General features: G+C 65.0%; 24 protein-coding genes. 7 read left to right on the top strand and 17 right to left on the bottom strand.

Annotated features, from left to right (window positions below; all coding sequences use genetic code 11):
- Window positions 1–95: 95 nt before the first annotated feature.
- Window positions 96–749, bottom strand: a complete 654-nt coding sequence (locus M511_RS07145) for a L,D-transpeptidase (RefSeq protein WP_010393551.1) — start codon at window positions 747–749, stop codon at window positions 96–98.
- A gap of 229 nt (window positions 750–978) precedes the next feature.
- On the opposite strand from M511_RS07145, the gene M511_RS07140 reads away from it, so the two are divergent.
- Entirely contained in the window at window positions 979–1,545 is a 567-nt protein-coding gene (locus M511_RS07140; RefSeq protein ID WP_085501788.1) for a divisome-associated lipoprotein DalA, read from the top strand.
- A gap of 344 nt (window positions 1,546–1,889) precedes the next feature.
- Here the strand turns inward: M511_RS07140 and M511_RS07135 are convergent, their stop codons facing one another.
- The 6 genes from M511_RS07135 to hslO all read right to left on the bottom strand — a co-directional run bounded on the left by M511_RS07135 (window position 1,890) and on the right by hslO (window position 8,328).
- Entirely contained in the window at window positions 1,890–2,405 is a 516-nt protein-coding gene (locus M511_RS07135; protein ID WP_010393556.1) for a L,D-transpeptidase family protein, read from the bottom strand.
- Window positions 2,406–2,470: 65 nt separating this feature from the next.
- On the bottom strand, window positions 2,471–3,691 hold the full coding sequence (locus M511_RS07130) for a class I SAM-dependent RNA methyltransferase (RefSeq protein ID WP_085501787.1): 1,221 nt from the start codon (window positions 3,689–3,691) through the stop codon (window positions 2,471–2,473).
- Window positions 3,688–5,544 (bottom strand): ABC transporter ATP-binding protein, encoded by a 1,857-nt coding sequence (locus tag M511_RS07125; RefSeq protein ID WP_010393562.1) that lies wholly within the window; start codon window positions 5,542–5,544, stop codon window positions 3,688–3,690. Before M511_RS07125 ends, M511_RS07130 begins: the two co-directional genes overlap by 4 nt.
- Window positions 5,544–6,710, bottom strand: coding sequence for a CCA tRNA nucleotidyltransferase (locus tag M511_RS07120; protein WP_085501786.1), 1,167 nt, complete (start codon window positions 6,708–6,710; stop codon window positions 5,544–5,546). Before M511_RS07120 ends, M511_RS07125 begins: the two co-directional genes overlap by 1 nt.
- Window positions 6,707–7,297 (bottom strand): CoA pyrophosphatase, encoded by a 591-nt coding sequence (locus tag M511_RS07115; protein ID WP_085501785.1) that lies wholly within the window; start codon window positions 7,295–7,297, stop codon window positions 6,707–6,709. The genes M511_RS07120 and M511_RS07115 overlap by 4 nt, the downstream gene beginning before the upstream one ends.
- Window positions 7,297–8,328, bottom strand: a complete 1,032-nt coding sequence (gene hslO / locus M511_RS07110; protein WP_085501784.1) for an Hsp33 family molecular chaperone HslO — start codon at window positions 8,326–8,328, stop codon at window positions 7,297–7,299. Before hslO ends, M511_RS07115 begins: the two co-directional genes overlap by 1 nt.
- Before the next feature lie 186 nt (window positions 8,329–8,514).
- On the opposite strand from hslO, the gene rpe reads away from it, so the two are divergent.
- The 3 genes from rpe to M511_RS07095 are packed head-to-tail and all read left to right on the top strand — an operon-like array spanning window position 8,515 to window position 10,864.
- Window positions 8,515–9,207, top strand: a complete 693-nt coding sequence (rpe, locus tag M511_RS07105) for a ribulose-phosphate 3-epimerase (protein WP_010393570.1) — start codon at window positions 8,515–8,517, stop codon at window positions 9,205–9,207.
- The gene (locus M511_RS07100; protein WP_085501783.1) at window positions 9,204–10,403 is read left to right on the top strand and encodes a 3-deoxy-D-manno-octulosonic acid transferase; all 1,200 of its coding nucleotides are present in this window, start codon (window positions 9,204–9,206) and stop codon (window positions 10,401–10,403) included. Before rpe ends, M511_RS07100 begins: the two co-directional genes overlap by 4 nt.
- Before the next feature lie 41 nt (window positions 10,404–10,444).
- A complete protein-coding gene (locus M511_RS07095) occupies window positions 10,445–10,864 on the top strand; it encodes a DUF1178 family protein (RefSeq protein ID WP_010393573.1) in 420 nt (139 codons plus the stop codon).
- A 10-nt stretch (window positions 10,865–10,874) separates the two neighbouring features.
- Here the strand turns inward: M511_RS07095 and M511_RS07090 are convergent, their stop codons facing one another.
- The 4 genes from M511_RS07090 to M511_RS07075 form a co-directional block, all read right to left on the bottom strand.
- Window positions 10,875–11,651 (bottom strand): ABC transporter ATP-binding protein, encoded by a 777-nt coding sequence (locus tag M511_RS07090; protein ID WP_085501782.1) that lies wholly within the window; start codon window positions 11,649–11,651, stop codon window positions 10,875–10,877.
- Window positions 11,651–12,685, bottom strand: a complete 1,035-nt coding sequence (locus M511_RS07085; RefSeq protein WP_085501781.1) for a FecCD family ABC transporter permease — start codon at window positions 12,683–12,685, stop codon at window positions 11,651–11,653. Before M511_RS07085 ends, M511_RS07090 begins: the two co-directional genes overlap by 1 nt.
- Window positions 12,682–13,779, bottom strand: a complete 1,098-nt coding sequence (locus tag M511_RS07080) for an ABC transporter substrate-binding protein (RefSeq protein ID WP_040601707.1) — start codon at window positions 13,777–13,779, stop codon at window positions 12,682–12,684. The genes M511_RS07085 and M511_RS07080 overlap by 4 nt, the downstream gene beginning before the upstream one ends.
- A 70-nt stretch (window positions 13,780–13,849) precedes the next feature.
- On the bottom strand, window positions 13,850–15,256 hold the full coding sequence (locus M511_RS07075) for a Vgb family protein (protein ID WP_085501780.1): 1,407 nt from the start codon (window positions 15,254–15,256) through the stop codon (window positions 13,850–13,852).
- Window positions 15,257–15,396: 140 nt separating this feature from the next.
- On the opposite strand from M511_RS07075, the gene M511_RS07070 reads away from it, so the two are divergent.
- Window positions 15,397–16,230 carry an alpha/beta hydrolase gene (locus M511_RS07070; protein WP_085501779.1) on the top strand — a complete coding sequence of 278 codons (834 nt, stop codon included), beginning with the start codon at window positions 15,397–15,399 and terminating at the stop codon, window positions 16,228–16,230.
- A gap of 262 nt (window positions 16,231–16,492) precedes the next feature.
- Here the strand turns inward: M511_RS07070 and M511_RS07065 are convergent, their stop codons facing one another.
- Window positions 16,493–20,353, bottom strand: coding sequence for a non-ribosomal peptide synthetase (locus M511_RS07065; protein WP_085501778.1), 3,861 nt, complete (start codon window positions 20,351–20,353; stop codon window positions 16,493–16,495).
- A 223-nt stretch (window positions 20,354–20,576) separates the two neighbouring features.
- On the opposite strand from M511_RS07065, the gene M511_RS07060 reads away from it, so the two are divergent.
- Both M511_RS07060 and M511_RS07055 read left to right on the top strand, forming a co-directional pair.
- Window positions 20,577–21,095: a cytochrome b gene (locus tag M511_RS07060; protein WP_085501810.1), complete on the top strand. Its 519-nt coding sequence runs from the start codon at window positions 20,577–20,579 to the stop codon at window positions 21,093–21,095.
- Window positions 21,096–21,186: 91 nt separating this feature from the next.
- Window positions 21,187–21,519: a DUF2794 domain-containing protein gene (locus M511_RS07055; protein WP_029371513.1), complete on the top strand. Its 333-nt coding sequence runs from the start codon at window positions 21,187–21,189 to the stop codon at window positions 21,517–21,519.
- 12 nt (window positions 21,520–21,531) lie between these two features.
- Here the strand turns inward: M511_RS07055 and M511_RS07050 are convergent, their stop codons facing one another.
- The 5 genes from M511_RS07050 to cobA form a co-directional block, all read right to left on the bottom strand.
- Window positions 21,532–22,341: a crotonase/enoyl-CoA hydratase family protein gene (locus M511_RS07050; protein WP_085501777.1), complete on the bottom strand. Its 810-nt coding sequence runs from the start codon at window positions 22,339–22,341 to the stop codon at window positions 21,532–21,534.
- A 3-nt stretch (window positions 22,342–22,344) separates the two neighbouring features.
- A complete protein-coding gene (locus tag M511_RS07045; RefSeq protein WP_085501776.1) occupies window positions 22,345–23,274 on the bottom strand; it encodes an AEC family transporter in 930 nt (309 codons plus the stop codon).
- The gene (locus M511_RS07040) at window positions 23,274–23,522 is read right to left on the bottom strand and encodes a sulfurtransferase TusA family protein (protein ID WP_010393600.1); all 249 of its coding nucleotides are present in this window, start codon (window positions 23,520–23,522) and stop codon (window positions 23,274–23,276) included. The genes M511_RS07045 and M511_RS07040 overlap by 1 nt, the downstream gene beginning before the upstream one ends.
- Window positions 23,519–24,034: a DUF2478 domain-containing protein gene (locus M511_RS07035; protein ID WP_010393602.1), complete on the bottom strand. Its 516-nt coding sequence runs from the start codon at window positions 24,032–24,034 to the stop codon at window positions 23,519–23,521. Before M511_RS07035 ends, M511_RS07040 begins: the two co-directional genes overlap by 4 nt.
- A gap of 75 nt (window positions 24,035–24,109) precedes the next feature.
- Window positions 24,110–24,841 carry a uroporphyrinogen-III C-methyltransferase gene (gene cobA / locus M511_RS07030; RefSeq protein ID WP_010393604.1) on the bottom strand — a complete coding sequence of 244 codons (732 nt, stop codon included), beginning with the start codon at window positions 24,839–24,841 and terminating at the stop codon, window positions 24,110–24,112.
- Window positions 24,842–24,867 lie beyond the last annotated feature (26 nt).

Below are 24,867 nucleotides of genomic sequence, written 5' to 3'. Positions count from 1 at the left end.
TGGCACCAGACGCGGTCCTGTGCGCCGCAGCGTATGAATATGCACGAAAAAGGGGCCGAAAGGCCCCTTTTGCATTCACAGTCTTTGCTGGCCGGTCAGATCAGCAGCACCTGCGTGCCGATCGTGGTCAGATCGTAAAGCTGGGAGATGTGCTCGTTGTAAAGCCCGATGCAGCCGTTCGAGGATTTGCGGCCGATCTTGCGCGTGTCATGGGTGCCGTGGATGCGGTAATATTGCCAGCTGAGCCACAGCGCATGGGTGCCAAGCGGGTTATCGGGGCCCGGCGGCACGAAATCCGGCCATTCGGGGTTGCGCTTTTTCATCTCGGGGGTCGGAGCCCAGCTCGGCCCTTTGACCTTCTTGATGATCTCGGTCCGGCCGGTGCGGGTCAGGTCGGGGCTGACCGGGACCGAGGTCGGGAACAGTTTGTAGACCGACTGATCCTCGGACCAGTAATGCAGCGCGCGTGAGGTCAGATCGACAAGGATCGCGCCATTGGTCAGATCCTTGAAGTAGGGCTGCCAGTCCTGCATGCGGAAACTGGAGATATTGCGGCGCGAATCCTGATTCGGATCATATTGCACCATGCCCGCGTCAGGCGTGGCGCCGCCGCCCGTACCTTGCAGCGGCAGCCCGGTATAGGGGTCGATGGCCTGTGCGATGGCGGGGGCTGCCAGCCCCGTAGCGCCGAGAGCCACCGAGGCGGTCAGGAATTTCCGGCGCGAAACCGGATTTTTCGGCGTGATCATGTGTCGCTCCTGATAGTGACGGGCCGCTTGGCGCGGCCTTCTTTGCCCGAATGTGTGAATAGGTCTTGCTGGAGTCGCGATTTACGCCTGCGCCTGACGCCTTGCAATTCAAACTGGCGTCATTGTCGCAACAGAGTCGCAGCCTGTGGCTATCACGCAATCTTGGGTTTGAAGCAGCTCGCGCGCTTTTGTATGGCTGACGCAAAACCTCCTTTGGGGACAGGACATCATGTTGAAATTCGCTACCTTGGCTCTTGTGTCGGTGCTGGCCCTTTCGGCCTGCCAAAGGCCGGCCCAGCAACTGGGCCCCGACGGGCAGCCGCTGCCGGTCGCATACAAGATTACCCCGCGTGAGGCAGCGCAGATCCCCGGCCGCGTTCTGGGCCAGGTCAACTTGCTGCGCGCCAATGTCGCTGCGCCCGCGATGATCCAGAACCCGATGCTGGACGCGGCTGCCCAGGCCCATGCCCGTGACATGGCGGCACAGAACCGCGCCTGGCACTTTGGCTCGGACGGTTCGTCGCCGCTCGACCGTGTGCGGCGTCAGGGCTATTCGGGCCACCTGATCGGCGAAAACATCTCGGAGACCTATGAGAACGAGATCACCACGCTGAACGCATGGATGCAGAACCGCGACACCCGTGACGTGATCATGGACCCGCGTGCGACCGAGCTGGGCATGGGCTGGTATCAGGAACCGTCGGGCAAGATCTGGTGGGTGCTGATCACCGGCGGTGCGGGCGGCGCGTCGAATATGGTAGCCGGCAGCTTTGCTGCGCCCGGCGCCGGTATCTGATTTTCCGGGTCACCGAATCGCAAAGGGGCGGTATTGGCTGCCCCTTTTTCATGTCTCGTCGTTTGCCGATCCGCGGGGCTAGTGGATAGTGGAATACGGCTGCGTCATGTGCAGGTGACCTCCTTATCCCGACCTTGCTCATCCCCAGCGGCCTTTTTCGACCGGTGTCGACGGGACCCATCCGGCGGATCGCGCCAGGTACTTGTGGTCCGGATACATCCCGCTGCGGATCGCGCAAATAAACAGGCCCCGGATTTCCGGGGCCTTTCGCATGTCATCGTTCTTGTTTCCCGTGGGCTAGTCGGGGCTAAGGCGAGTTTTCTCCTATGCCCGGCAAGCCGCCGTTACGGGTAGAGAAAGACCGGAACGCCGGGCCTTAGCATGGTAAAGATCTCTTCGATCTCTTCATCGGTGACAGCGATACAGCCAGCGGTCCAATCCGGGCGGTTCAGTGCCCGTCCTTCGGGGCCCAGGCCGTGGATGAAGATGTCCCCGCCGGGCCTGAGTCCCATGGTAGCTGCACGTGCTACGTCCTGAGCCGAGGGGTAAGAGATGCCCACCGACAGGTGATAGCGGCTACGCGGGTTGAACCGGTCGATGAAATACATGCCCTCGGGCGTGCGCCCGTCGCCCTCGTACTGCTTGGGGCCGACCGGCTGGTTGCCAAGGTTGATCTTGTAGCTTTTGATCACTTCCTTGCCGCTGACCATATACATCTTGCGCTCACCCTTTTTCACCACAACCTGGGTGATGGGTGGCCCCTGATAGGTCTTGCTGGGTTGCAGACTGTCTCCACCGCCGCAACTGGCCACAACGGCCACTGCGACAACCGCGAAGAATGCGCGAATTGCCCGAATCATCACTGCCCTCTAAGTGCGCTATGCGCTTCGTTTTATTATGAAATACCACAAAGATTAAAAATTCGCTAGCGGCGACGAAATTCGGCGACGGTCTCGACATGCGGCGACCAGCGGAACTGATCAACGACAAAGAGCCGCGTCAAAATATAGCTGCTCTCGGCAAGAATTCGCGCATCCCTTGCGAAAGTGACGGGGTCGCAACTGACCCAAGCGAGCCGTGGAACCACGGCTCGGGCAATCTCGCGGGCCTGCGTTTCTGCACCGGCACGGGGTGGGTCGATCACGATTGCGTCATAATCCAGCTCATCAGGCAAGAGCGGACGGCGGGCCAGATCCCGAATCTCGGTCGTGATTCGGCGCAGGCCGGGGGCGCGGCGTGCGGCGGCATCCAGTGCCTTCAATGGCGCTGCCAACCCCTCGACCGCGTGCAGCATCGCTGTTTCGGCCAGGGGCAGGGTAAAGGTGCCGCAGCCCGAGAACAGGTCGAGCACCCGGTCCGCATCCCCAACCATGTCGCGCACGGCGGCAAGCAGCGCGGCCTCGCCCTCGGCCGTGGCCTGCAGAAACCCGCCCGGAGGCGGCACGACCAGCGCCCGGCCCATGGGCAATGCAGGCGGGCGGCGGGTGATGCCTTGACCGTCCCAGCTTAGCCGCGCCAGATCGCCCTGATCGGCCAGCGCTGAAAGGCTTTGGAACAGACCGGGCGTCATCGGCTTGCCGCCGGTGACCGCGATATCCAGCCCCGCCGGTGTCTCGGTCACTGCCAGAGAAACCTCGCCCGAGCGTGAGGCACCTGCCGTCACAAGCTGGCGCAGAAAGGGCAGGGCGGATTGGATGGCTGGGCGCAGCACATGACAATCTGCGATATCGACGATCACATCAGAGGCACGGGCGTGAAAGCCAAGCAGAGCGCCCTTTTTCGTCCTGCGCCCCGACAATACCGCACGGCGACGCGAGCGTGGCGGCGAAACATGAACCCCCGCAACCGGCGCAGACAGCCCCTGCGCGCGCAGCGCCTCGGTCACTACGCCGACTTTCCACGCCTTTACGAAGTTTTCCGAGCCGTGCATCAGCGAGCAGCCGCCACAGGCGCGGTAATGCGGGCAGGGCGGTCGTACCCGATCGGCCGAGGGCGTCACGATGCGCGGCGCGGCAATGCGGCCCTCGGCAGGGTCACCCTCAATCTCTTCTCCGGGCAGGGTCAGCGCGACAAGGGCTCGCTGATCGCCGCTGACGGCCACGCCATCGCCCTTGCGGCCCAGACGTTCAACTGTCCAGATTGTCACTCGGCTGCCTCGGCGGTCTCGTCATCATCCTCGGTGCCAAGGAAACCGCCCGACTGGCGATTCCAGTAGCGCGCATAGGTGCCGTTCAGTGCCAGCAGTTCGGCATGGGTGCCCTGTTCGACAATGCGGCCTGCCTCCAGCACCACAATGCGGTCAAGCTCGGCAATGGTCGAAAGCCTGTGCGCAATCGCCAGCACCGTCTTGCCCTGCATGGCGCGGTGCAGCGCGTCCTGAACCTGCGCCTCGACCTCGCTGTCAAGCGCGCTCGTTGCCTCGTCCAGCACAAGGATCGGGGCGTTCTTGAGCAAGGCACGGGCAAGGGCGATACGCTGGCGCTGGCCACCGGACAGTTTCACGCCCCGCTCGCCCAGATGGGCGTCATAGCCGGTGCGTCCCATATGGTCGCGCAGCGTCAGGATAAAGTCATGCGCCTCGGCGGCCTGGGCCGCAGCGACGATATCTTCTTCGCTGGCGTCAGGGCGACCGTAGAGGATGTTCTCGCGCGCCGAGCGGTTGAACATCGCGGTTTCCTGCGTGACCATGGCGATGTTGCGGCGCAGGCTTTCCTGGGTCACGGCACGCACGTCATGGCCATCCACCCGGATCGCGCCGCGATCGACGTCGTAAAGCCGCAAGAGCAGCGACACCATGGTCGATTTCCCCGCCCCCGAGGCCCCGACGATCCCCAGCTTTTCGCCCGGGGCGATATGCAGATCAAGATCGCGGATGCCCCCCTTGTCGCGACCATAGGCGAAATCGACATGGTCAAAGTCGATGCCGCCCCGGACTCGGCCCAGAGAGATGGCATCGGAAGCATCCGTCAGGGCATGGGGCGGCGCAAGGGTCTGCATCCCGTCCTCGACCTCACCGATGCTGCCCCAGACGCCCATCAGGGCCATGCTGACCCAGCCGGTCATCTGCGCCAGCCGCATGGCGATGGCGCCGGCGGCGGTGATGTCGCCTGCCGTTGCAAGCCCCTGTCGCCACAAAAGGATGCTGCCCCCGACGAGGATCACCGGCAGCGCACCCGCGATGGTCATCAGCGACAGCCGGAACCAGGTCGAGACGCGGCCGAAATCCAGTGCCCGTTCGCGGAAACCGGCCATGGCGCCAAGCGCGGCGCGGTCCTCGTGTTCGGCATGGGCGAAAAGCTTGACGGTCTTGATATTGGTGATCGTATCCACGACCTGCCCCGTGACCATGGCACGGGCCGAGGCACGGCTGGCCGAGCGTGAGCGGATGCGCGGCAGGAAAAAGCGGATCAGCAGCAGATAAGAGCCCAGCCAGACAATCAGCGCCAGTGCCCCCCATCCGTCGACCGAGACCAGAAACGCGGCCGAGCCGATCACCGAGGCCAGCGCAAAAGCGACCACGTTCACGAATTCGGTTGCGACATCGGTCACTGCGCGCGCGGTTTGCATCTGCTTTTGTGCAATGCGCCCGGCAAAGTCGTTGTCAAAAAAGGTGACCGCGTGGCCCATCGTCCAGCGATGCAACCGCGACAACACCAGCGGCAGGATGTTCGGGCCAATGATGACGCTGGAGCTGGCGGTCGAAAGGCCAAAGATCGCCGGACGAATCAGCAGGAAAAAGGCGACAAAGCCAAGGATCAGCCCGCCCTGATCGGCCCAGATCCGGTCCACGGGGGTCGAGATGACTGCATCGACCACCCAGCCCAGCATCACCGCCGAGACGACATCGGCAATCCCGCCAAGCGCCGAGGCAATCGCCGCGACCGTCAGCCCCGGCCAAGCCCCCGAGAGGCACCAGCGGAAAAAGGCCAGCAGGCTGCGCGGCGGCGGACCTTCGGCGGGGCGGAAAGCATCAATCATGCGGGCAAAAAATTCGTGCATCAGCTTCCGGCCTCTGGTTGCAGTGCGATTTGCAACAGCGCCTCGCGCGGCAGGGTGAAATCGCTGTCGATGTAGGCGGCCTCGGCGCGACGCAGCGCCTGACCCAATGCGGGGCCTGAAAGCTGGGGCATCAGGTCGCGGGCGGTCAGTGGGAATTTTGCCTCGGCCCCGCGCGCAAGCCGATGGCACCAGCCAAAGGGCGGAGTTTCACCCCGGGCCGCCCGGATCAGCACCGATTGCGCGGCGACGGCGCGGCCAAAATGATAGGCGGCGACCGGGGCGGGCATGGTCAGGGCCTGTGCGATCTGGTCTTGCGTCCGCGTCTCGTCCCGCGACAGGCGCAGCGCCTCGGCCGCGTCCGGGGGGGCAAGCAACGCCAGGCGGCGCGGCCAGGCGGTCAGCGCGCCGGTGCCGTATTCATGCTCGGCCTCGACCAACTCGGGCAGGTCGCTGGCATCGGCACCGGGCAGGACCTGTGTCAGCACCCCGGTTTCCGTCATCAGCGCCACAGAGGGCGAAGGGTCGGGCGCGTTCAGCAGCCGGCGGATTTCATACCCGATCCGCTCACGCGAGATGCGGGCCAGCCCTGCACGCAGCTCACCGCAGGCGGCGACCGCCTGCAGCTCGGCCTCGCGACCATACCAGGCAAGAAAGCGAAAAAAGCGCAGGATACGCAGGTAATCTTCGGAAATCCGGTCATGGGGGTCGCCGACAAAGCGCAGCCGGCGTCTGACCAGATCCTCAAGCCCGCCGACCGGGTCCAGCACCTCGCCTGTCGAGGTGGCGTAGATCGCGTTCATGGTAAAGTCGCGACGCTGCGCGTCCTCTTCGATCCGGTCGGAATAGGCGACGACGGCGCGGCGGCCAAAAGTCTCGACATCGCGGCGAAAGCTTGTCACCTCAAAGCCGCGCCCTCCGGCGATGACGGTGATGGTGCCGTGGTCGATCCCGGTCGGGACGGTGCGCAGCCCGGCGGTTTCGGCAAGGCGAAGAGTTTCCCCGGGCCGGGCCGAGGTTGCAATATCCACATCTGCTACCGGTTCGCCCAAAAGGGCGTTACGGACCGCGCCGCCGACGATCAGCGCCTGTGCACCCTCGGCCGACAGCGCGGCCAGCACCTGTTTCAGGGCCGGATCGTCTAGAAAGGGCGCGGTCAGACGGGTCATACAGAAAGCCTTGTCGCAAGGGAATGCAGTACGCGGGCGGTGGCGCCCCAGATATAATAGGGGCCCCAGGGAGCGACGTAATAATCGCGCCGCGCCCCGCGCCAGTGCCTGCCCTCGATACGGTAATTCGCGGGGTTGGTGATATGGGCAAAGGGGACGGTAAAGACCTCTTCGACCTCGTTCGCCTCGGGGGAGAGGGTAAAAGGGCCATGGACCAGCGCCAGCACCGGGGTCATCGCAAAGCCGGTGACGGTGCGATGCGGCGGCATGGTGCCCAGCACCTCGACCTGTGCGGGGTCAAGGCCGACTTCCTCCTGTGCCTCGCGCAGCGCGGCGGCGACCTCATCCCGGTCGTCGGGGTCGACCTTGCCGCCCGGCAGCGCGATTTGCCCGGGGTGGTGGCGCAGGCTTGAGGCCCGCTTGGTCAGGATCAACCGCCCGTTGCTGGCGTCAAACCCGGCAAGCACGCCTGCCGGGCGCAGCGCGGTTTCGGCAGCGGGGGGCGGCGCACTGGCGAAATCGTAATCTGACGAAGGCCCCGTCTGTACCGACAGCGCCTGCATCAGCTTTTCGCGCAGCGTCGCCATCAAAGCCCGGCCCGGCTTTCCCGGGCGTCGCTGTGGGGCAGAGGCTTGCCTTTGGCGTCGACCGTCGCGTCAAACCCAAGGCTTTGGGGGTCGAACTCGTAATGAGCGCCGCAGAACTGGCAATCGGCGGTCACGATCCCATCGGCATTAGTCATATGGGCGATGTCCTTGGCCGAATAGATCGACAGCGTGCCGCGCACCCGGTCGGCGCTGCACGAACAGCCAAAGACCAGATTTTGCCGGTCAAAACTGGTCGGCTCATCCTCGTGAAAGAGGCGATAGACCAGATTGGGCAGCGGCAGGGTGGGATCGACCAGCTCGATATCCTCGACCGTCGACATCAGCGTGGTGGCGCGGTTCCAGTCCTCGGACTGCGCGCCTTGCAGGATGTCGGCGGATTTGAGGTTTTCCTCCTCGGGATCAGCAGAGGCGTGGCTGGAGGCGGGCAGGGTCTGCAGCATCACGCCACCGGCGCGCCAATGCTCATCATGATGGCCGGGCAGGCGCGAGCGGCCCACCGTCAGTTCAAACTGGGTGGGCAGCTGTTCGGACTGCTCGAAATAGGTCTGCGCACAGGCGGCAAGCGACCCGCCGGCCAAAGGAGTCAGCCCCTGATAGGGTGTCGTCCCCTGACCCTGATCGATCAGCACAGCGAAATACCCCTGACCGATCTGGTCAAAGCCGGGCTGGTCAAGCTGCAGGCGATCGGCATCAAAGCTGGCCCAGGCACGCATGCGGGCGGGACCGCCCTCGGTTTCGGGGGCGTAGTAATCGGTTGCGATGGTGCGGACGGCACCATTGCCGCGCACCTGCAGCGACAGTTTCCAGCGCAGCTTGATAGTCTGGCCGATCAGCGCGGTCAGCGTGGTCAGTTCAGCCAGCACGGCGCTGACGGGCACCGGATAGTCGTGGCGAGACAGGATATGTTCAAGAACCGGCCCAAGACGCGCGATGCGGCCGCGGATGTCCGAGCGTTCAAGCTGGAAAGGCAGCACGCTGTCGTCCCAGGAAAGTTCCTTCGTTTCGGTCATTGCAAGTCCTTCGGAATGCGGAATGCGCGGGGCCGTCAGCGGCCTTGCGCCTTGGCTTCCAATATAGGCGCTGCGTGGAAAAGCCCAAGGGGCCGCGTTCCGCCTGTGGGCTTGCGACTTTCATGTGTGTTGACGGCCGGCGGGCTGGGGCGATAACCCGGACCGGCGCAATGCAGGGAGCCAGCCATGACCTTTGATCGCCGCATCAAGATCGCGCCTTCGATTCTTTCCGCGGATTTCGCCAATTTCGGCCAAGAGTGCCGCGCGGTCGAGGACCAGGGTGCCGACTGGGTCCATGTCGATGTGATGGACGGCCATTTCGTACCGAACCTGACCTTTGGTCCTGCGATGTGCAAGGCGATCCGTCCGCATATCCGCGGCGTCATGGATGTGCATCTGATGATCGCGCCGGTCGATCCCTATATCCAGGCCTTTGCCGAGGCGGGCAGCGATTTCATCACCGCCCATGTCGAGGCCGGGCCGCATATTCACCGCACGCTTCAGGCCATTCGCGGAGCGGGTGCCAGGGCGGGTCTGGCGCTGAATCCCGGCACCCCGGCCGAGGCGGCGCGGCCACTGCTTGATGATGTCGACCTGATCTGTGTGATGACCGTGAACCCCGGCTTTGGTGGGCAAAAGTTCATCCACAGCCAGATCGGAAAGGTGCGTGAACTGCGTGCCATGATCGGAGACCGCCCCGTGCATATCGAAATCGACGGTGGCGTCGATCCGACCACCGCGCCGCTGGTTGCGGCAGCGGGGGCCGATGTGCTGGTCGCGGGTTCGGCAGTGTTCCGGGGCGGCTCGGTTTCAAACGCCGCGCCCTATGGCGAGAACATCCGTGCCATCCGTGAAGCAGCCGAGGCCGCGCTGCGTTGATCTGGCGCGGCGCTACGGCGCTTGCCGGCGCGGCGCTGGGGCTGGCCGCGCCCCTTGCCGGTGCCGACTGGCGCGAACGGCTGGCCCTGTCCGGGCCAGAGGTCACGCCCGGCGGCATCTGGCTGCATGCGGCAAGTGTGGGTGAATTCAACTCGGTCCGCCTGCTGGCCGAAGAGCTTGCGCGTGACTTTCCCCTGATGGTGACCACGAACAGCCTTACTGGCCGCGAGTTGGTGCGGGGGCTTGGCCATGCGGCTGCCCTTGCGCCACTGGACGTGCCGCAGGCTGTGGGGCGCTTTCTGGACCGGATACGGCCACGCGTTCTGGTCACGGTCGAGAATGAGCTTTGGCCCAACCGCTCGGCCATCGCGGCGGCGCGGGGGGTGGCGCAGGTGGTGGTGGGCGCGCGCATGTCGCAACGCTCGGCGCTGCGCTGGGGCAGGTTGCCGGGGCTGATCGGGCCGATGCTGCGCCGCATCGACGCGCTTTCTGCCCAAGATGCGGGTAGCGAGGCGCGGCTTCTTAAGCTTGGGCTGCCCGAGGCGGCGCTGACCCCACGCCTGAACCTCAAGCTTTTGGGTCCGGCGCGGGTCGAGCCGGGTCAGGACGGGCCAGTGCGCTGGTGTACCGTGCTGGCTGCCTCGACCCACGAGGGCGAGGAGGCGCCGATCCTTGATGCATGGCTTGCCGCGCGCGAGGCGGTGCCACAGCTGCGGCTGATCCTTGCCCCGCGCCACCCGCGGCGCGGCGATGCTGTGGCGGCCCTGATCGCGGCGCGGGGGCTGGAGTTTTCCCGGCGCAGTCAGGGTGCAACCGAAAGCGCGCCGGTGCTGCTGGCCGACACGCTGGGCGAGATGGAGCACTGGTATCACGCCGCCGGGATCTGCGTCACCGGCGGCTCTTTCGTCGAGGTGGGCGGTCATACACCATGGGAACCGGCGGCATGGCGCTGTGCCATCCTGCACGGGCCGCATGTCGAAAACCACGCTGGCGATTACGCCGATCTTGATGCAGCGGGGGCGGCAACAGGCTGTGCATCCGCCGATCTGCCACAGCGGCTGGTCCGGTTGGTGCAGGATGCCGAGGGGCAGCGCCACATGGGCGTGGCAGCGCGGGCGCTGCTGCTTGAAAGGGCTGGCAATCCCGCCACGCTTGTTACGCGGATTCGGGATCTGGCGCAGCGCGACCTTGTATAAGCCCTTTCATCCCCCGATATCTGAAGGGGAAAGGAGTCAAGATGATCCGCTACGCCCTGCGCTGTGACAAAGGCCATGATTTCGACGGCTGGTTCCGGTCCTCGGACGGGTTTGAAAGCTTGCGTTCGGCGGGTCAGATCTCTTGTACGCATTGCGGTTCGGCCAAGGTGGAAAAGGCGCTGATGGCCCCGCGTGTCGCGCAATCGCGCGACGAGGCTGCCGATCTGCACACCCCGCGCAATGAATATGAGGCCACGGTCGAAAAGCTGCGCCAGCATATCGAGAATAACTCGGATTACGTGGGCATGTCCTTTGCCTCTGAGGCCCGCGCCATGTTCGAGGGGCAGGTCCCCGAACGCGCGATCCATGGCGAGGCGCGGCTTGAGGACGCCAAAAAGCTGCTTGAGGACGGCATCCCGGTGACCCCCTTGCCCTTCCGTTCGCGCCAGAGGGCGAACTGAACCCAGCGGCTCAGGCGGGGGCGTGCTCGCCGTCGATCATTACCATGATGCGCCCGCGCGAACAGCGTTCAACTCTGGCCTCGACGCCATAGACCTCTGCCAGCAGCTCGGGGGTCAGAACCTCTTCGGGGCGTCCTTCGGCACGGGTATGGCCGCCGTGGATCAATACGATGCGGTCGGCCCATTGCGCCGCCAGCGCCAGATCATGCAGCACTGCGACAACGATCCGGCCCTCGCCTGCCAGCCGACGCAGTTCTGATAACAGACGGACCTGCCGCGCCAGATCCAGCGCGCTGGTCGGTTCGTCCAGCAGCAACAGGCGTGGGTCGCGCACGATGGCTTGCGCCAGGCTGACCATCTGGCGCTGCCCGCCTGACAGCGATGACAGGGGCTCAAGCGCCAGCGCCTCGATCCCCAGCTTGTTCAGGACTGCCATGGCCGTGGCATCGGCCTGTCGCGCGCTGACGGTGTCCCCCGAACGCAGCGCCGCGATCACGCTTTCCAGCGCCACAAGAGAAGAGCTGGCCGGCAGGCTTTGCGGCATGAAGCCGACCAGCCGGGCGCGGTCGCGCATCGGAACATGCGCAAGGTCGCTGCCGTCAAGGACTACCTTGCCACCATAGGGTTGCAGCTGGGCGATGGCGCGCAGCAGCGTGGACTTTCCTGCGGCGTTCGGTCCAGCCAGCACAGTGACTTCGCCCGGGCGCAACAGTGGCAGATCCAGCCCCGACAGCACATTGCGTGCACCGTAGCGGACCGAGATATTCTGTGCGAGCAACCCCTCCATCAACGCCGCCTTCCCCGCAGGATCAGCGCGAAAAAGATCGGCAACCCGATCAGAGAGGTGACCAGCCCGACCGGCAGCAGCACACCCGGCACCAGCGTCTTGCTAAGCGTCGAGGCCAGCGACATCACCAGCGCCCCGGTCAGGATGCTGGCGGGCAGAAAGACGCGGTGGTTTTCGCCGACCAGCATGCGGGCGATATGTGGCCCGGCCAGACCGACAAAACCGATCACCCCCACCATCGACACGGCCGAGGCGGCCAGCAGGCTGACCCTGAGCAGTGTCCAGCGCCTTAGCCCGGAGACATCGACGCCAAAGCTGCGGGCCTGCGCCTCGCCCAGCCGCAGTGCGGTCAGCCTCCATGCGGCGCGGAAGGAAAAAGGTACCGTAATGGCCAGCACCAGCGCCAGCATCAGCACCCCCTGCCATTGCGCCGAGGCCAGGCTGCCCATGGTCCAGAACACCAGCTGTTGCAGCGCATCGGCCGAGGCGACAAATTGCAGCAGCGACAGCAGTGCGGCCGAGGTAAAATTCAGAGCCACCCCGAAAAGGATCAGGACCTCCGGCCCGCCGCCGCGCAACCGGCCAAGCAATTGCAGCAGGGCAAGCGCGCCAACCGCAAAGACAAAGGCGTTGACGGAAACGCTCCAGACGGCGGGCAGGCCGGGCAGGGTCAGGCCCAGCACGATCGCCACCGCTGCGCCAAGCGCGGCCGAAGACGAAACGCCCAAGGTAAAGGATTCGGCCAGCGGGTTTTCCAGCACGGTCTGCATCTCGGCCCCGGCAAGCGCCAGCGCCGCCCCGACGAGCAAGGCCATACAGGCGACCGGCAGCCGCACATCCCAGACGATCACCTGCGTGCCGCGCCCGACCTCACCTCCGGTCAGCGCGCGCAGCGTTTCTGCCAGCGGCAGACCGGCCGGGCCGGTGACCAGATCCAACAGCAGCGCCGCCAGCGCCGCCACACCCAGAACGCCCACGAGCAGGGCGTTGCGCCGGCCTTGCCGGTGGTAAAGTTGCAGGATCGCGTCGCTCATTTTTTGGGGGCCACCCACCATGTACCCGGCACAGTGACGGGCGAGAAACGGGCGTTGATCTCGGCCAGGGTGGCGGCGGGATCGACGTCCTCGAAAAGGTCGGGATGGAAGGTTTTCGCCAGATATTCGATCAGCGCGATATGCACGGGCGAATCGTTGAAAAGATGCCAGACCCCGGCGACGCGGCCGTCCTCCACCGCCCGCAGCGAGGAAAAGCCGGGGGCCGAGATCAGCCGGTCAAAGCTGGCCTGCGCGGTCCTGGCATCGACGCCCGAGCCAAGCACAAGCCCGCCACGCGCCGCCATATGCGTGCCGCCTGTGGCGATATAGATATCGGGATCGGCCCCGATCAGATATTCCAGACTGACATTGCCAAGCACGCCTTTCACGCTGTCGTTGCCGATATTCTGGCCGCCAGCAGTGGTGATAAAGTCGTTAAACACCCCGGTTCCGACCGTTGAACAGCAGTTCACCGGCGCGGCATGGACGTGAAAGAACACGCGTGGCCGCCTGATATCCGGCGCGGCCAGCCGGTCGCGGATACGCGTCAGGCGGCTTTCGTAGAAGGTCGCGAATTCCTCGGCCCGTTCCTCGGCGCCGGTCAGTTTGCCAAGAACGCGCAGGCTGGGGATCGAATTTTCCTGGGGGTGGGAAAAGAAATCCACATAGGCAACCGGGATACCTGCGGCCTCGATTTGCTGGCGGGCGACTTCGGTGCCGGGGTCGTTGCGGTCGATCAGTGTCAGGACCACCAGATCGGGATGCAGGGCAATGATCGCCTCGGCCGAGATATCGCGGTTGCCCGAGCCGACGGGACGGATCTCGTCAATGGCGGGGAATTTCTCGCGATAGGCCTGCATTGTCGGCTCATCCAGCGCCTTGTCCAGCCGCCAGCCCGCGACCAGCGCCACCGGATCGTCATGGATCAGCCCAAGGACGGCCAGATGACGGCCTTCGCCCAGAACGATATGCTTTGCAGGCTGGGGCAGGGTGACCTGACGCCCAATGATATCCGTGACGGTCACCTCAGCCCGGGCCGCAGCCAGCGAAGTGACCAGGGCAAGGGCGGCAAGCAGGGCGCGGGTCAGGGTCATGGGCGCATCCATTCGCAAATACCCGTGGCGCGCTGGGATTTGCTCGCCACGGGCCGGGTCAGAGGCTGTCTTAGCCTGCGGCGGGGGTGATGCGCCAGATACGGTCGCCGGCCTCGTCCCCTTCGCCTTTCGACTTGTTCACCGCCCAGATGTTGCCTTTGCCATCGGCGCGCAACTGGTTCGGCAGGCTGCCGGCGTCGATGTTGGCGACGATTTCGCCTTCGGGGCTGACGACGGCGATGGTACCGGCGCCGCGCGTGGCGACATAGGCCAGCCGCGAGACCGGCTCGAATGCGACGTTCAGCGCCCCGGCCCCCACGGCGACGTCATGCAGGACTTCGCCGGTTTCGGCCTTGATGATCAGCAGGTTGTCGGTGGCCTGCGAGGCGACAAAGATCAGCCCCTCTTTCGGGTCATAGGCCACGCCCGAGGCGGCCTTGGCGCCGGGCAGCGCGATCACCCGGACTTCGCCCGATTTCAGATCGACGATTGCTGCTTCCGGGGTGGACAGGCTGACGGTGACAAGCGTGCCGCCCTTTTCGTCGATATCCAGCGCCATGGTCGAGAACTGCTCGCCCCGGATCTGCGATTTGATGACGATAGGCTCCAGCGGCTCAAGGGTCTTGGTGTCAAAGACCTTGATCTCGGATGAGCCGGTCGAGCTGGCATAGGCGCGGCTGTTGGCCTCATCCACGATGATATCGCGGGCATGAGGAACGGCCCCCGGCTCGAATTGCTTGACCAGCGACAGGTCCGATTGCCTGTAGACTGCGGCGGTGTTCTGACGGGTATTCGTCACCCAGACATTGCCGTTTGCCTCATCGACGTCGACGCCATAGACGGCGAAAACCCCTGCGTCGCTGCCGTCTCCGCCAGCCGGAGCGGCGGCGGGCGTAACCTCGGCCTCGATCTTCAGCGTCTCGGGGTTGATCTTGACAAGTTTGGATTCCTTGACCGGGGGACGGCCGACCGCGCTGGTCACAAAGGCGGCGTTCGCGGCCTCGCTGAACTTGACCTGATAAAGGCCGCGCACCACCGGTTCGCTGGCGACCGAGAACTTGTCCGTGCCCGAGACCGGTACCTCGGGCGAGATCTTCAACTCGACCACCTTGGCCGAGGCGGGGTTTTCGGTGATGACGACGATCGGTTGCAGGCCCAGTTCGGCCTCGGCATCAATGTCCAGCGCAAAGCTGAACTTGCCCTCGGCATCGACGGTGATCGGTTCAGCGTTCAGGGTGGTCGTGCCGCGCATCAGCGTGACGGTCTGGCCGGGGATAAGGTCCTCGCCCTCGATCACCGCCTTGCCGCCTTTATAAACAGGGGCGCGGTCCACGCCGCCTGCTCCGACATAACCGGCGAAATCAACCAGCGGTTTGGTAAAGATGGTGTCGGCCAGCACCGGGCCGGACAGGACCGACAGTGCCAGCGCCGAGGCGCCCAGCATCGCGCGCAATGAGAGGCAGGAACGAATGGCCATGGGGGGAACTCCTGAAAGGGATCGGGTTAGCTGACCGCTATGGCTGGCTGGTTTCGCGGGGCACCCTATATTCCTGACGGTCCTTGTCAACTAACCCAAACCACGGCACAGAGCTTTGTGAACGGAAGGATTGTCGCACCATGTCGCAGCTAGGCAAAGTCGGGCCCGAACACGCAAGAAAGCAGGCAGAGCTGCGCATATTTCAGACCGGCGCGCCAACACATGAACTTTCGCAGCGCACGGTGGCCGTTGGTCCGGGCTACCGGTTGTTTCTTGCCTTACCCAGGGGGCCAGCGCCTGTGCAGGGTTGGCCGATCCTCTACATGCTGGATGGCAATGCTGTTTTCGACTTTCTGACGGCCGAGCATTTGGCCCAGGCGCCGGGGCTGGTGATCGTCGGTGTCGGCTATGACACTGACCGGCAATTCGCGCGTGAACTGCGGACGCAGGATTTTACCGCCCCCGACGGTCCCGGAGACGGGCTGCGCCCCGATCACGTTCATCCCGGCCGGACGGCTGGAGGTGCGGCGATCTTTCACGATCTGCTGACCGGACCGCTGCGTGCTGCGGCCGAGGATGGCCTTGCTGTCGACCCCGCCCGCCGCACGCTCTGGGGGCACAGTTTTGGCGGGCTTTTTGCGCTTTATGCGCTGTTGGCGCGGCCCGGGGGGTTTGCGCGTTACGCCTCGATCAGCCCGTCAATCTGGTGGGATGAGGCACTGATCCGCCGTGTTGCCGCTGCTGCCGCCCCGGCCTCGCTGCCGCTGCTGGTGGCATTGGGGGATCGCGAAAAACGCTCGGGCAGTGACGGCCCGCCGCCCGATGGTCCTGCGCCTGCGACCATGCAGTTCGTTGCCGATCTTGCACAACATCCCGGGCATCGCGCGCAACTTCATGTGCTGCGCGAACATGTCCATATCCAGACCCTCGCCGGCTCGTTCCCGCTGGTTTTTCAATTCGCCGAGGCGGATTAACCGGATCTTTGGACTTTCGCGCGAATGATGGTGCGAAACGATGAGGTGATTCGGATGGGCTTGGCCGGATATCTGTTAATCGGGCTGCTTTGCGGCCTTGGCATGGTCGGAATATGGCCGCGCATCGCGTCCCGCGGGGGCGGGGAGCTGCCTGAATGCGCGAGGACTGGGCGTTCTGCCATGGCTGAGTTGAGGCAAGGGTCTGCCCCAAACCTGCCCCTTGCCTTACCGTTGTTGCTGCTGCGCCCGCCGGATACGGTGGTCAGCCGCGGCGCAGCCTTTGGTTAATCGCGGGTCCAATCAGGGCGGTGGCCTCGGTCGAGGTCATCTCGGCGTGTAAAAAGGGCAGGTCGATGACCTCTAGCCAGCCGACATAGGGGCCCCACATTTCCGGTGTCAGATCCCGGTCCTTGTGATCGCGGGCGGCGCGGAAATGCGTGATCTTGCCGTCGTAGCGGCGGTGGTGATGGTTGCGGATCAGCCGGTTCGTGCCGGTGACTGTGCGGATCACCCCGTCAAGCACCTGCGCGGGCAATGCCCCCAGCGCGCTGTCACCCTGACGCAGAAAGGCGACGACCGCCTCGCGGGTGTCCAGATCGCGATGCGCCTCGGGATCATAGCCGGCAATGGCCAGCAGTGCGCGCAGCGCGGCGACCGGGTCAGGTTCGGGCTCATCACGCCAGGCGTCGCAGGGATAGCTGTCCAGCATGGCGACAAGGCCGGGCTCACGGCCCATGCCGGACAGGATCGCCGCGATTTCCTGGGCCAGGATGCCGCCGACCGACCAGCCGACCAGATGGATCGGTCCCTGTGGTGCCAGTTCAGCCGCCTTTTGCGCATAGTCCTGCGCCAGCGCGGCAAGGCTGTCCGGCATGGGCACGGATGGATCAAGCCCCGGGTGCTGCAACCCCCAGACCCGCCGGGTGGGGGCGATGCGCCGGGCAAGACCGCGATAGCCCCAGGACAGCCCGCCAGCCGGGTGGATAAGGAAAAGTGGCTCGGTATTGGCATCGCCTTCGGCCAGCAGGATCACCGGGCCAAGCCCGTCGTCCTGCGGCGCCTGACCGTCCAGTGCTGCGGCCAGTACCGCCAGCACGGGATGTTCAAAAATCGTGCCAAGGCCGGGGTCGCGGCCGATTTCGGCCTCAAGCGCCTGGGCCAGCCGCACAGCGGATAGCGAATCCCCGCCAAGCGCAAAGAAATCCGCTTCGGCTGGGGCGGGTTCAGACAGGTGCAGGATCTCGGCGTAAAGCCGGGCCAGCAGTTGTTCGGTCGGGGTTTCGGCGGCCCGGCCGGCCACGGCGAATTCCGGCGCGGGCAGCGCCTTGCGATCAAGCTTGCCGTTCGAGGTTACGGGCAGCGCCTCCAGCGCCACCTCGGCCGAGGGGACCATATAGGCAGGCAGGCAGGCCGCCAGCCGCTCGGCCAACAGGCCCGGCCGCCAGTCGACGGTCGGCACCAGATAGGCGACGAGACGCTTTTCGCCGGCATGATCTTCGCGCGCGATGACCACACATTCGCGGGCAAGGCCGGAGGCCATGATCGCGGCCTCGATCTCGCCCAGCTCGACCCGCAGTCCGCGGATCTTGACCTGATGGTCCGAGCGGCCAAGATAGACCACCGCCCCATCCGGCCGAAGCCGCGCCAGATCGCCGGTGGCGTAAAGCCGTCCCGCAGGCCCGTTGATAAACCGCTCGGCCGTCAGATCGGGGCGACCCAGATAGCCGCGCGCCAGTTGCACCCCGCCCAGATACAGATGCCCGGCCAGTCCCGGCGGCACGGGGCGCATCCGGTCGTCCAGCACCTCCAGCGCCGTATTCCATACCGGCCAGCCAATCGGGATGGGGTTTGAGCGGTCTTCGGGCGTAGCGGGCCAATAGCTGACATCCACTGCCGCTTCGGTCGGGCCATAGAGGTTATGCAACCCGGCCTTGATCCGGGCGTGGAAACGGTCGCGCTGATCCGCTGTCAGCTCTTCTCCCGAGCAAAAGACCCGCCGCAGTTGCAGTCCCTGCGAGGCCGGCGAGGCCAGAAACGCCGAAAGCATCGACGGGACGAAATGGCAGGTAGTGATGGCACGTTCGCGGATCAGGCGCGCGATGGCCGCGGGGTCACGATGTGCGCCGGGGGGTGCCATCACCAGCTCGGCCCCCGTGATCATGGGCAGGAAGAACTCCCACACTGAAACGTCGAAGGTAGCGGGGGTCTTTTGCAGGATGCGGTCCTGCGACCCGACGCCGTAATGCGCCTGCATCCACAACAGGCGGTTGACGATGGCGCGATGTTCGACCGCGACGCCCTTGGGCTCGCCGGTCGAGCCCGAGGTAAAGATCACATAGGCCAGATCGCCGGGCCGAGGCCCGTCCTTTGGTTGGCCTTCAGCAGGCCAGTTTTCGGGCAGCAGAATCCGGGTTTCGGGTGGGAACAGCCCGGTCAGATCGGCCGAGGTCAGTGCCGCGACCGGTTGTGCCTGCGCCATGATGCGGGCGATGCGTTCGGGCGGATGCGCAGGGTCAAGCGGCAGATACGCCGCCCCGGCGCGCAGGATCGCCAGCAATGCGACGGGCAGTTCCAGCGACCGCTCAAGCGCCACCGCCACGATACGGTCGGGACCTGCGCCAAGCTGTTGCAGTTGCGCGGCAAGGGCGGCGCTGCGGCGATCGAGTTCCGCAAAACTGAGGGTCTGTGCGCCAAGGCTGACGGCCGGGTCCTTGGGTGTTGCGGTCAGCCGGGTCTCGATCAGCGCAGTCAGGGTAGTGTCGGGCAGGGGGTGGCGCGTGGCCTCGGCCCGTGCGCGCGAGGCTGCGATTTCTTCGGGGCTGGCGGTCGGGACACTGGCAAGGCTTTCTGCGCTGAGCGCGGCGGTCAGAAAGGCCACCAGCCGGTCGCCATGGGCGCGTACCTCTTCGGTTGAGTAGAGGGCGGGGTTTGCATCCACCTCAAAGATCATGCCCGAGGCGGGATCGCCGCGAAAAGTCAGGGTCAGGTCATCGACTGCGCCAGCGCCAAGGATATGTAAACGACAATCAAGGCCCGGAAACTCAGGCGCTTTGTCAAAAGGTTGCACGTTTACCAGCGGGCCATAAAGGCGCCGTGTGCCACCCACGAGCCCCAGCTCGCGCCGCAAAAGCTCGCTGCGGTAAAGGCCACGGCGACGGGCCTGCGCCATACGCCGGGACTGCGCTGCCAGCCATTCGGGCAGGGGCGCGTCCTCGTCCAGTTGCAGCCGGTGCGGCAGCACGTTCATCGCCATACAGGGCACCTGGGCAATCGTGCGCCCCATGCGGGCCATGAAGGGCAGGCCGATCACCGCCTCTCCGCCCGTCCAGCGCGCAAGATAGGCCCCGGTCAGCGCATTCAGCACATCGGGCCAGCCCAGCCGGTGCGTGGTGCTGTAATCGGCCAACCTGTCCAGCAGCGGCTGGGGCAGCAGGCGCGAATCGCGCAGGAAATCATGGCCGCTGACCGCGCGACCCTGAGCCAGCCCGCTGACTTCGGGCATTTCGGCCAGTTCGGCGTGCCACCAGTCACGGTCGGCAAGGCGGCGGGGCGAGGCGCGCCAGGCTGTATCCTCTTCGAACGCCAGCGACAGAGGGCCAAAGGGTTGGGGTACGGGGGCTCCGGCAACCAGCGCCGCGTAATGCGCGGCGATACGGTTTGTCACCAGCACCATGCCATAGCCGTCGATGGCCAGGTGATGGATGCGCTCGTAAAGCAGATGGTGCCGGGGGCCGAGTACGAAAAGCGTCAGCGCCCCCGCAGGTTCATTTTCCAGATCCAGCGGGCGCTGGCTGTCGGCCTGCATCCGGGCCAGAGCCTGCGCCTTGGCGTCGGGTTGGGCGGACAGATCGGCAAAACCCAGCATCGGGGGCTGCCCCACCCATTGCCGCGGTCCCTCTGGCCCGGTGGCAAAGCGCAGCGCCAGGGCCGGGGTCTCGGCGACGGTGCGGGTCACGGCCTGAACCAGCGCATCCCGGTCCAGAGGGCCGGTCAGCTCAAGATACTGCCCGGTATTCAGAATCGGGTTTTCGGGGTCCAGCGCCTGAACATACCACAACCCCTCTTGTGCCTCGGTCAACGGGTGGTTGTCTGCGCTTTGCGCCTGATGACGAAAGACATCCATGTCACGCCCGCCCTTTTCGGGATGGGAAAAACTGCAAGGGAAAGAAAGCGTTGACAATCATGTGACCCCGGATGCCGGCTTGCGGGACTTGCCCGTATGGGGTCATGGCCATACTGTCACCAACAAATCTAGTCAACTTTACCCATTTCAAGTGACCGTGCCAAAAGAGACAAATCTTTGCAATTCCCTAACGTGGCGGGATACCGCGCTGCGCTATGGCAGGATGACGCGGTTATTGCATTGGAGCATCGCCGTCCTGATGCTTTGGCAGTTTACCGGCATGGGGCTGAGGCTCGTGTTGGGGCGCACGCCGCTGGTGGGGTTCTTTGTCGGCTGGCATCAACCGGTTGGAACGGTGCTGTTCCTGCTGATCGTGATCAGGGTGATCTGGGCGCTGGTCAACCGCCGGCACCGGCCTGACCATGGGGCCGGGTTCTGGGGCATTGCCGCACGGCTTGGCCATCTGGCGCTTTATCTCGTGATGGTGATCGTGCCGGTGTCGGCGCTGCTGCGTGCCTATGGTGGTGAGCGGGTGTTTGCGCCCTTTGGTTTTGAGGTTTTTCCCGCGCAGCAGCCGCCCATCGACTGGATGGTCACCATAGGTGAGGCGCTGCACGGTGAGCTGGCCTGGCTGCTGCTGGCACTGATCGCGGGCCATGTCATCATGGTTGGCGTGCACGAAGGCATGTGGCGCGACGGTACCCTGGCCCGAATGGCGGGTCGTCGACGGGCGGGCCTTTAAGGCCACAGATGCGCGCGGGCTGCCGGGGCGCAAGGCGCCACCCCTGTTTTCCATTGATTGTGCGCCGGGCCGGTGTCACCATTTCGTCATGATGAATATGCCCTTCGGTTTCCCGTCCGAGCATGATCGCGTGGCCTTTGACCGGGCCGAGCTGGGCGTCATTCTTTCTCTTTACGGGCGCATGGTGGCGGCGGGCGAATGGCGCGACTATGCCATGTCTTTTCTGCGCGACATGGCGGTATTTTCGGTGTTTCGCCGTGCGACCGAGCATCCGCTTTACCGCATTGAAAAGCGTCCGCGGTTACGCAATGCCCAGGGGCAATATGCGGTGATCGGGATGGATGGCCGCATCCTTAAACGCGGCCATGATCTGCCGGCCGTCCTGCGGGTGCTTGAGAAAAAGCTGATCCGCCCGGTGAACTAGGCGTGGGCGGGGCTAGGCCCCTGCACCCTGAGGTTTGATCTTTTGCGCGGTGCCGCGGGAAAAGCTGTCAAGCCGGTCCTTGGCGGCCTCTTGCGTGTTGACGATGCCTGCGACCATCGCCTCGGCATAGGCGGCGTCCAGCCCCGACATGTTCTGCATATGCGAGATTGCCGAGCAGATGGCGAAATTCGACAGGGGCGTATTCTGCGCGACGCGCAAGGCGATTTCGCGGGCCTTGGCCCAGCTGTCCTTGACGCGATATTGCGCCAACCCGACCTGCACGGCCTCATCGCCGGCATACAGCCGACCGGTCAGCATCATATCGACCATGCGCGCCTGACCGATCAGACGCGGTACGCGGATGGTGGCGCCGCCGCCGGTGAAAAGGCCGCGCTGGCCTTCGGGCAGGCCGAAATAGGTGGTCTCGTCCATGACGCGGATATGGACGGACGAGGCAAGCTCCAGCCCGCCGCCGACCACCGCACCCTTAAGGGCCGCGATGACCGGGACGCCGCCATATTCGATCTTGTTAAAGGCCTCGTGCCAGCGCAGGCAGATGCGCATGAATTCGGCGGGGCTGCGTTGTTCCTGCCCATGCTCGACCAGATCCAGCCCGGCGCAGAAATGCGGCCCTTCGGCACGCAGAATGGCTGCGCGCGCTCCGGCGGCGGGCAGGGCGGAAAAGACGCTGATCAGCTCTTCGATTGTTTCGGCGTTCAGGGCGTTGCGCTTGGCCGCGCGGTTCAGCGTGACGGCCGCGATCCCGTCGTCATCCATGTCCAGAATCAGGTTTTGCAGCCGCAGTTCGGAAATGCCGGGCATGGTCTAGCCTTTCGTGATCAGGTGAATGACGACAGGGACCGTGGCGATGCTTACCGCGGTCGAGATCAGGATCGCAGCCGAAACGCGCTGGACGGCGGTGCCGAAATATTGCGCAAGAATATAGACATTGCCTGCGACCGGCAGAGCCGCAGCCGCAATCATTACCCCTGCCGCCTCGGGGTTCACGCCAAAGATTGCAAGCGCCGCCACACCGACCGCGACAGGGTGCAGGATCAGTTTCGCAAGGCTTAGCCAGATTGCCGGGCCCAGCCGTTCGGCCGCGCGTCCGGCAAGGCTTGCCCCGATGGCAAACAGTGCCCCCGGCGTGGCCGATGCCCCGAGAAGCGCCAGAAATTCATCCAGGGGGCCGGGCATCGGCAGGTGCAGCCCGGACCATGCCAGCCCCGCCAGCATCGAGACGATCATCGGGTTCGAGACAATCCCGCGCAGCAGGGGCAACAGCGTTGCAAGCCGCACCCGCCCCTGTCTTGCGGCGGTAACGATCAGCGTGATCAGGGTCGAAAAGACGATCATGTCGATGGTCAGCACCATCAGTACCGGGCCGATGGCGCGTTCACCCAGCAGCACCACCAGCATCGGCACGCCCAGAAAGCCGGTGTTGCCGGTCATGGCGGTATGGGCCTCCATTGCGGCGGTGGCGAGTGGCTGTTTGCGCCAGCGCGCCACCCCAAAGGCCAGCGCCCATACAGCAGCCGAGCCAGTCAGATAGGCAAGCACGAAGGCGGGATCGAAAAGCTGCGCCACATCCAGCGTCGCGGCAAAGCGAAACAGCATTGCTGAAAGCGCAAAGTAAAAGACGAATTTCGTCAGCCAGCCGGTCGCCTCGGCCGGGAAAAAACGCAGCCGCCCGGCCAGCCACCCCGTGGCGATGACCAGAAAGAAGGGCAGGGTTTTCAGAAAGATTGCCAGCATCAGCCCGCCGCGACAGGGCAGGCCGGGCCGCGCTCGACGATATATTCGGTCTCACCGGGGGCGATCTGCCGGCTGGTGATCAGGCGATGGCCCGCCTCGGCGCAGAAATGGGGTACGTCGATCACGGCGGCGGGGTCGGTGGCCAGCAACATGACCCGGCTGCCCTGTGGTAAATCAAGCAGCCGTTTGCGCAGTCGCAGTACCGGCAGAGGGCACAACAGGCCGCGGGCGTCGATCAGCGTACTCATGCGGCGGGGCGTGCCAGCCGGGTGCGGCACCAGTCGTCAATGTTTTCAGGCGCAAGCGGCTCGGCCAGATCACCGGCGAACAGGCGGAACCCGGACAGCTGTTCGGGTGGTACGTGGACCAGCACCGGGATGCCCGCAGCCAGGGCCCGGCCGATGGTATCGCGAAAGCCCCGGCCAAAGCATTCCTGCTTGCCGAATTTGTTCACGATCAGCAGATCGGCTCCGCGCTCAAGCACTGATTCGGTGCGGGCGACGGCCTGGGCCAGCGCCGCGCTGTCCAGCCGGCAGGCCTGTGAGCCGGGGCCAAGCGATTGGGTGATGCGCACAAGGGGGCCGTCATCGCCAAGGATCATCAGATCCATGTCGCAATCGCCGTCAGGGATGATTTCGGTATTGATCTGTACCGCCCCGGCCAGCCGCAGACTGCTATCAGCCAGCCGCCGGGCAAGCGCGGTCAGCAGCCGGTCGCCTTCGCCCGGCGTATGGTCGTGGATGGTGATGTAACCCAGCATGTTGACCCTCTCCTGCCGGTCAGCATAGCTGTTGCTGGCGCGCGTGCAATATTGCCCGTGGCGGGGACAAACGGGTTAATCCCCCAGCGCCAGAGGGCCGTAAAGAATCAGCGCCGGATGCGGGCTTGGTCCCTCGGTTGTCAGTTGCCGGGCAAGCTCGGCTACCGTCGAACGGATCAGGCGTTGATGGGGATGGCCCACCGCTTCGGCCAGCAGGGCTGGGGTGTCGGCGGGCAGGCCGTTCTGGATCAGCAGAGCTGCCATCTGGGGAAAGGTGCGCTGTCCCATAAAGACCACGGTGGTCGCATGTGGATCGGCCAGCGCCGCCCAGTTCTGATCCTCGGGCAGACCTCCGGTCACATCGGCGCCGGTGACGAATTGCAGCCGCCGTGCGGTCTGGCGCCGGGTCAGCGGCAACCCCGCCATCGCGGCGGCCGCCATAGCCGAGGGCACGCCGGGCACGATCTCAAAGGGGATGTCATGGTCGCGCAGCGCGGTCAGCTCTTCCTCCAGTCTGCCAAAGACGCCTGAATCGCCTGACTTTAGCCGCACGACATGTTTGCCCGCCTGCGCATGTTCGACCAGCAGGGCGTTCACATGCTCTTGCTTGGCCGAGGGGCGGCCAGCGCGTTTGCCGACCGGAATGCGCTCGGCCTGCGGGCCGACCTGCTCCAGCACCGGCCCCGAGGCGAGGTCGTCATACAGCACCACGTCGCAGCTTTGCAGCAGGCGGATGGCGCGCAAGGTCAGCAGTTCCGGATCCCCCGGTCCTGACGAGACAAAGCTGACGTGGCCCTTACTGCTCATGTTTTCGCGATGCGGCAAAAACCGTT

Source organism: Paracoccus sp. J56, from assembly GCF_019633685.1.
GTDB lineage: Bacteria > Pseudomonadota > Alphaproteobacteria > Rhodobacterales > Rhodobacteraceae > Paracoccus > Paracoccus kondratievae.
Note: the sequence above shows the minus strand (reverse complement) of the source record. Positions and strands in the feature narration are given on the sequence as shown.

What these genes read in the sequence shown, in the direction of transcription:
- M511_RS07145 (WP_010393551.1), bottom strand. Translation starts at nt 749, where the DNA reads ATGATCACGCCGAAAAATCCGGTTTCGCGCCGGAAATTCCTGACCGCC.
- M511_RS07140 (WP_085501788.1), top strand. Translation starts at nt 979, where the DNA reads ATGTTGAAATTCGCTACCTTGGCTCTTGTGTCGGTGCTGGCCCTTTCG.
- M511_RS07135 (WP_010393556.1), bottom strand. Translation starts at nt 2,405, where the DNA reads ATGATTCGGGCAATTCGCGCATTCTTCGCGGTTGTCGCAGTGGCCGTT.
- M511_RS07125 (WP_010393562.1), bottom strand. Translation starts at nt 5,544, where the DNA reads ATGCACGAATTTTTTGCCCGCATGATTGATGCTTTCCGCCCCGCCGAA.
- M511_RS07120 (WP_085501786.1), bottom strand. Translation starts at nt 6,710, where the DNA reads ATGACCCGTCTGACCGCGCCCTTTCTAGACGATCCGGCCCTGAAACAG.
- M511_RS07115 (WP_085501785.1), bottom strand. Translation starts at nt 7,297, where the DNA reads ATGGCGACGCTGCGCGAAAAGCTGATGCAGGCGCTGTCGGTACAGACG.
- hslO (WP_085501784.1), bottom strand. Translation starts at nt 8,328, where the DNA reads ATGACCGAAACGAAGGAACTTTCCTGGGACGACAGCGTGCTGCCTTTC.
- rpe (WP_010393570.1), top strand. Translation starts at nt 8,515, where the DNA reads ATGACCTTTGATCGCCGCATCAAGATCGCGCCTTCGATTCTTTCCGCG.
- M511_RS07095 (WP_010393573.1), top strand. Translation starts at nt 10,445, where the DNA reads ATGATCCGCTACGCCCTGCGCTGTGACAAAGGCCATGATTTCGACGGC.
- M511_RS07090 (WP_085501782.1), bottom strand. Translation starts at nt 11,651, where the DNA reads ATGGAGGGGTTGCTCGCACAGAATATCTCGGTCCGCTACGGTGCACGC.
- M511_RS07085 (WP_085501781.1), bottom strand. Translation starts at nt 12,685, where the DNA reads ATGAGCGACGCGATCCTGCAACTTTACCACCGGCAAGGCCGGCGCAAC.
- M511_RS07080 (WP_040601707.1), bottom strand. Translation starts at nt 13,779, where the DNA reads ATGACCCTGACCCGCGCCCTGCTTGCCGCCCTTGCCCTGGTCACTTCG.
- M511_RS07075 (WP_085501780.1), bottom strand. Translation starts at nt 15,256, where the DNA reads ATGGCCATTCGTTCCTGCCTCTCATTGCGCGCGATGCTGGGCGCCTCG.
- M511_RS07070 (WP_085501779.1), top strand. Translation starts at nt 15,397, where the DNA reads ATGTCGCAGCTAGGCAAAGTCGGGCCCGAACACGCAAGAAAGCAGGCA.
- M511_RS07065 (WP_085501778.1), bottom strand. Translation starts at nt 20,353, where the DNA reads ATGGATGTCTTTCGTCATCAGGCGCAAAGCGCAGACAACCACCCGTTG.
- M511_RS07060 (WP_085501810.1), top strand. Translation starts at nt 20,577, where the DNA reads ATGACGCGGTTATTGCATTGGAGCATCGCCGTCCTGATGCTTTGGCAG.
- M511_RS07055 (WP_029371513.1), top strand. Translation starts at nt 21,187, where the DNA reads ATGAATATGCCCTTCGGTTTCCCGTCCGAGCATGATCGCGTGGCCTTT.
- M511_RS07050 (WP_085501777.1), bottom strand. Translation starts at nt 22,341, where the DNA reads ATGCCCGGCATTTCCGAACTGCGGCTGCAAAACCTGATTCTGGACATG.
- M511_RS07045 (WP_085501776.1), bottom strand. Translation starts at nt 23,274, where the DNA reads ATGCTGGCAATCTTTCTGAAAACCCTGCCCTTCTTTCTGGTCATCGCC.
- M511_RS07040 (WP_010393600.1), bottom strand. Translation starts at nt 23,522, where the DNA reads ATGAGTACGCTGATCGACGCCCGCGGCCTGTTGTGCCCTCTGCCGGTA.
- M511_RS07035 (WP_010393602.1), bottom strand. Translation starts at nt 24,034, where the DNA reads ATGCTGGGTTACATCACCATCCACGACCATACGCCGGGCGAAGGCGAC.
- cobA (WP_010393604.1), bottom strand. Translation starts at nt 24,841, where the DNA reads ATGAGCAGTAAGGGCCACGTCAGCTTTGTCTCGTCAGGACCGGGGGAT.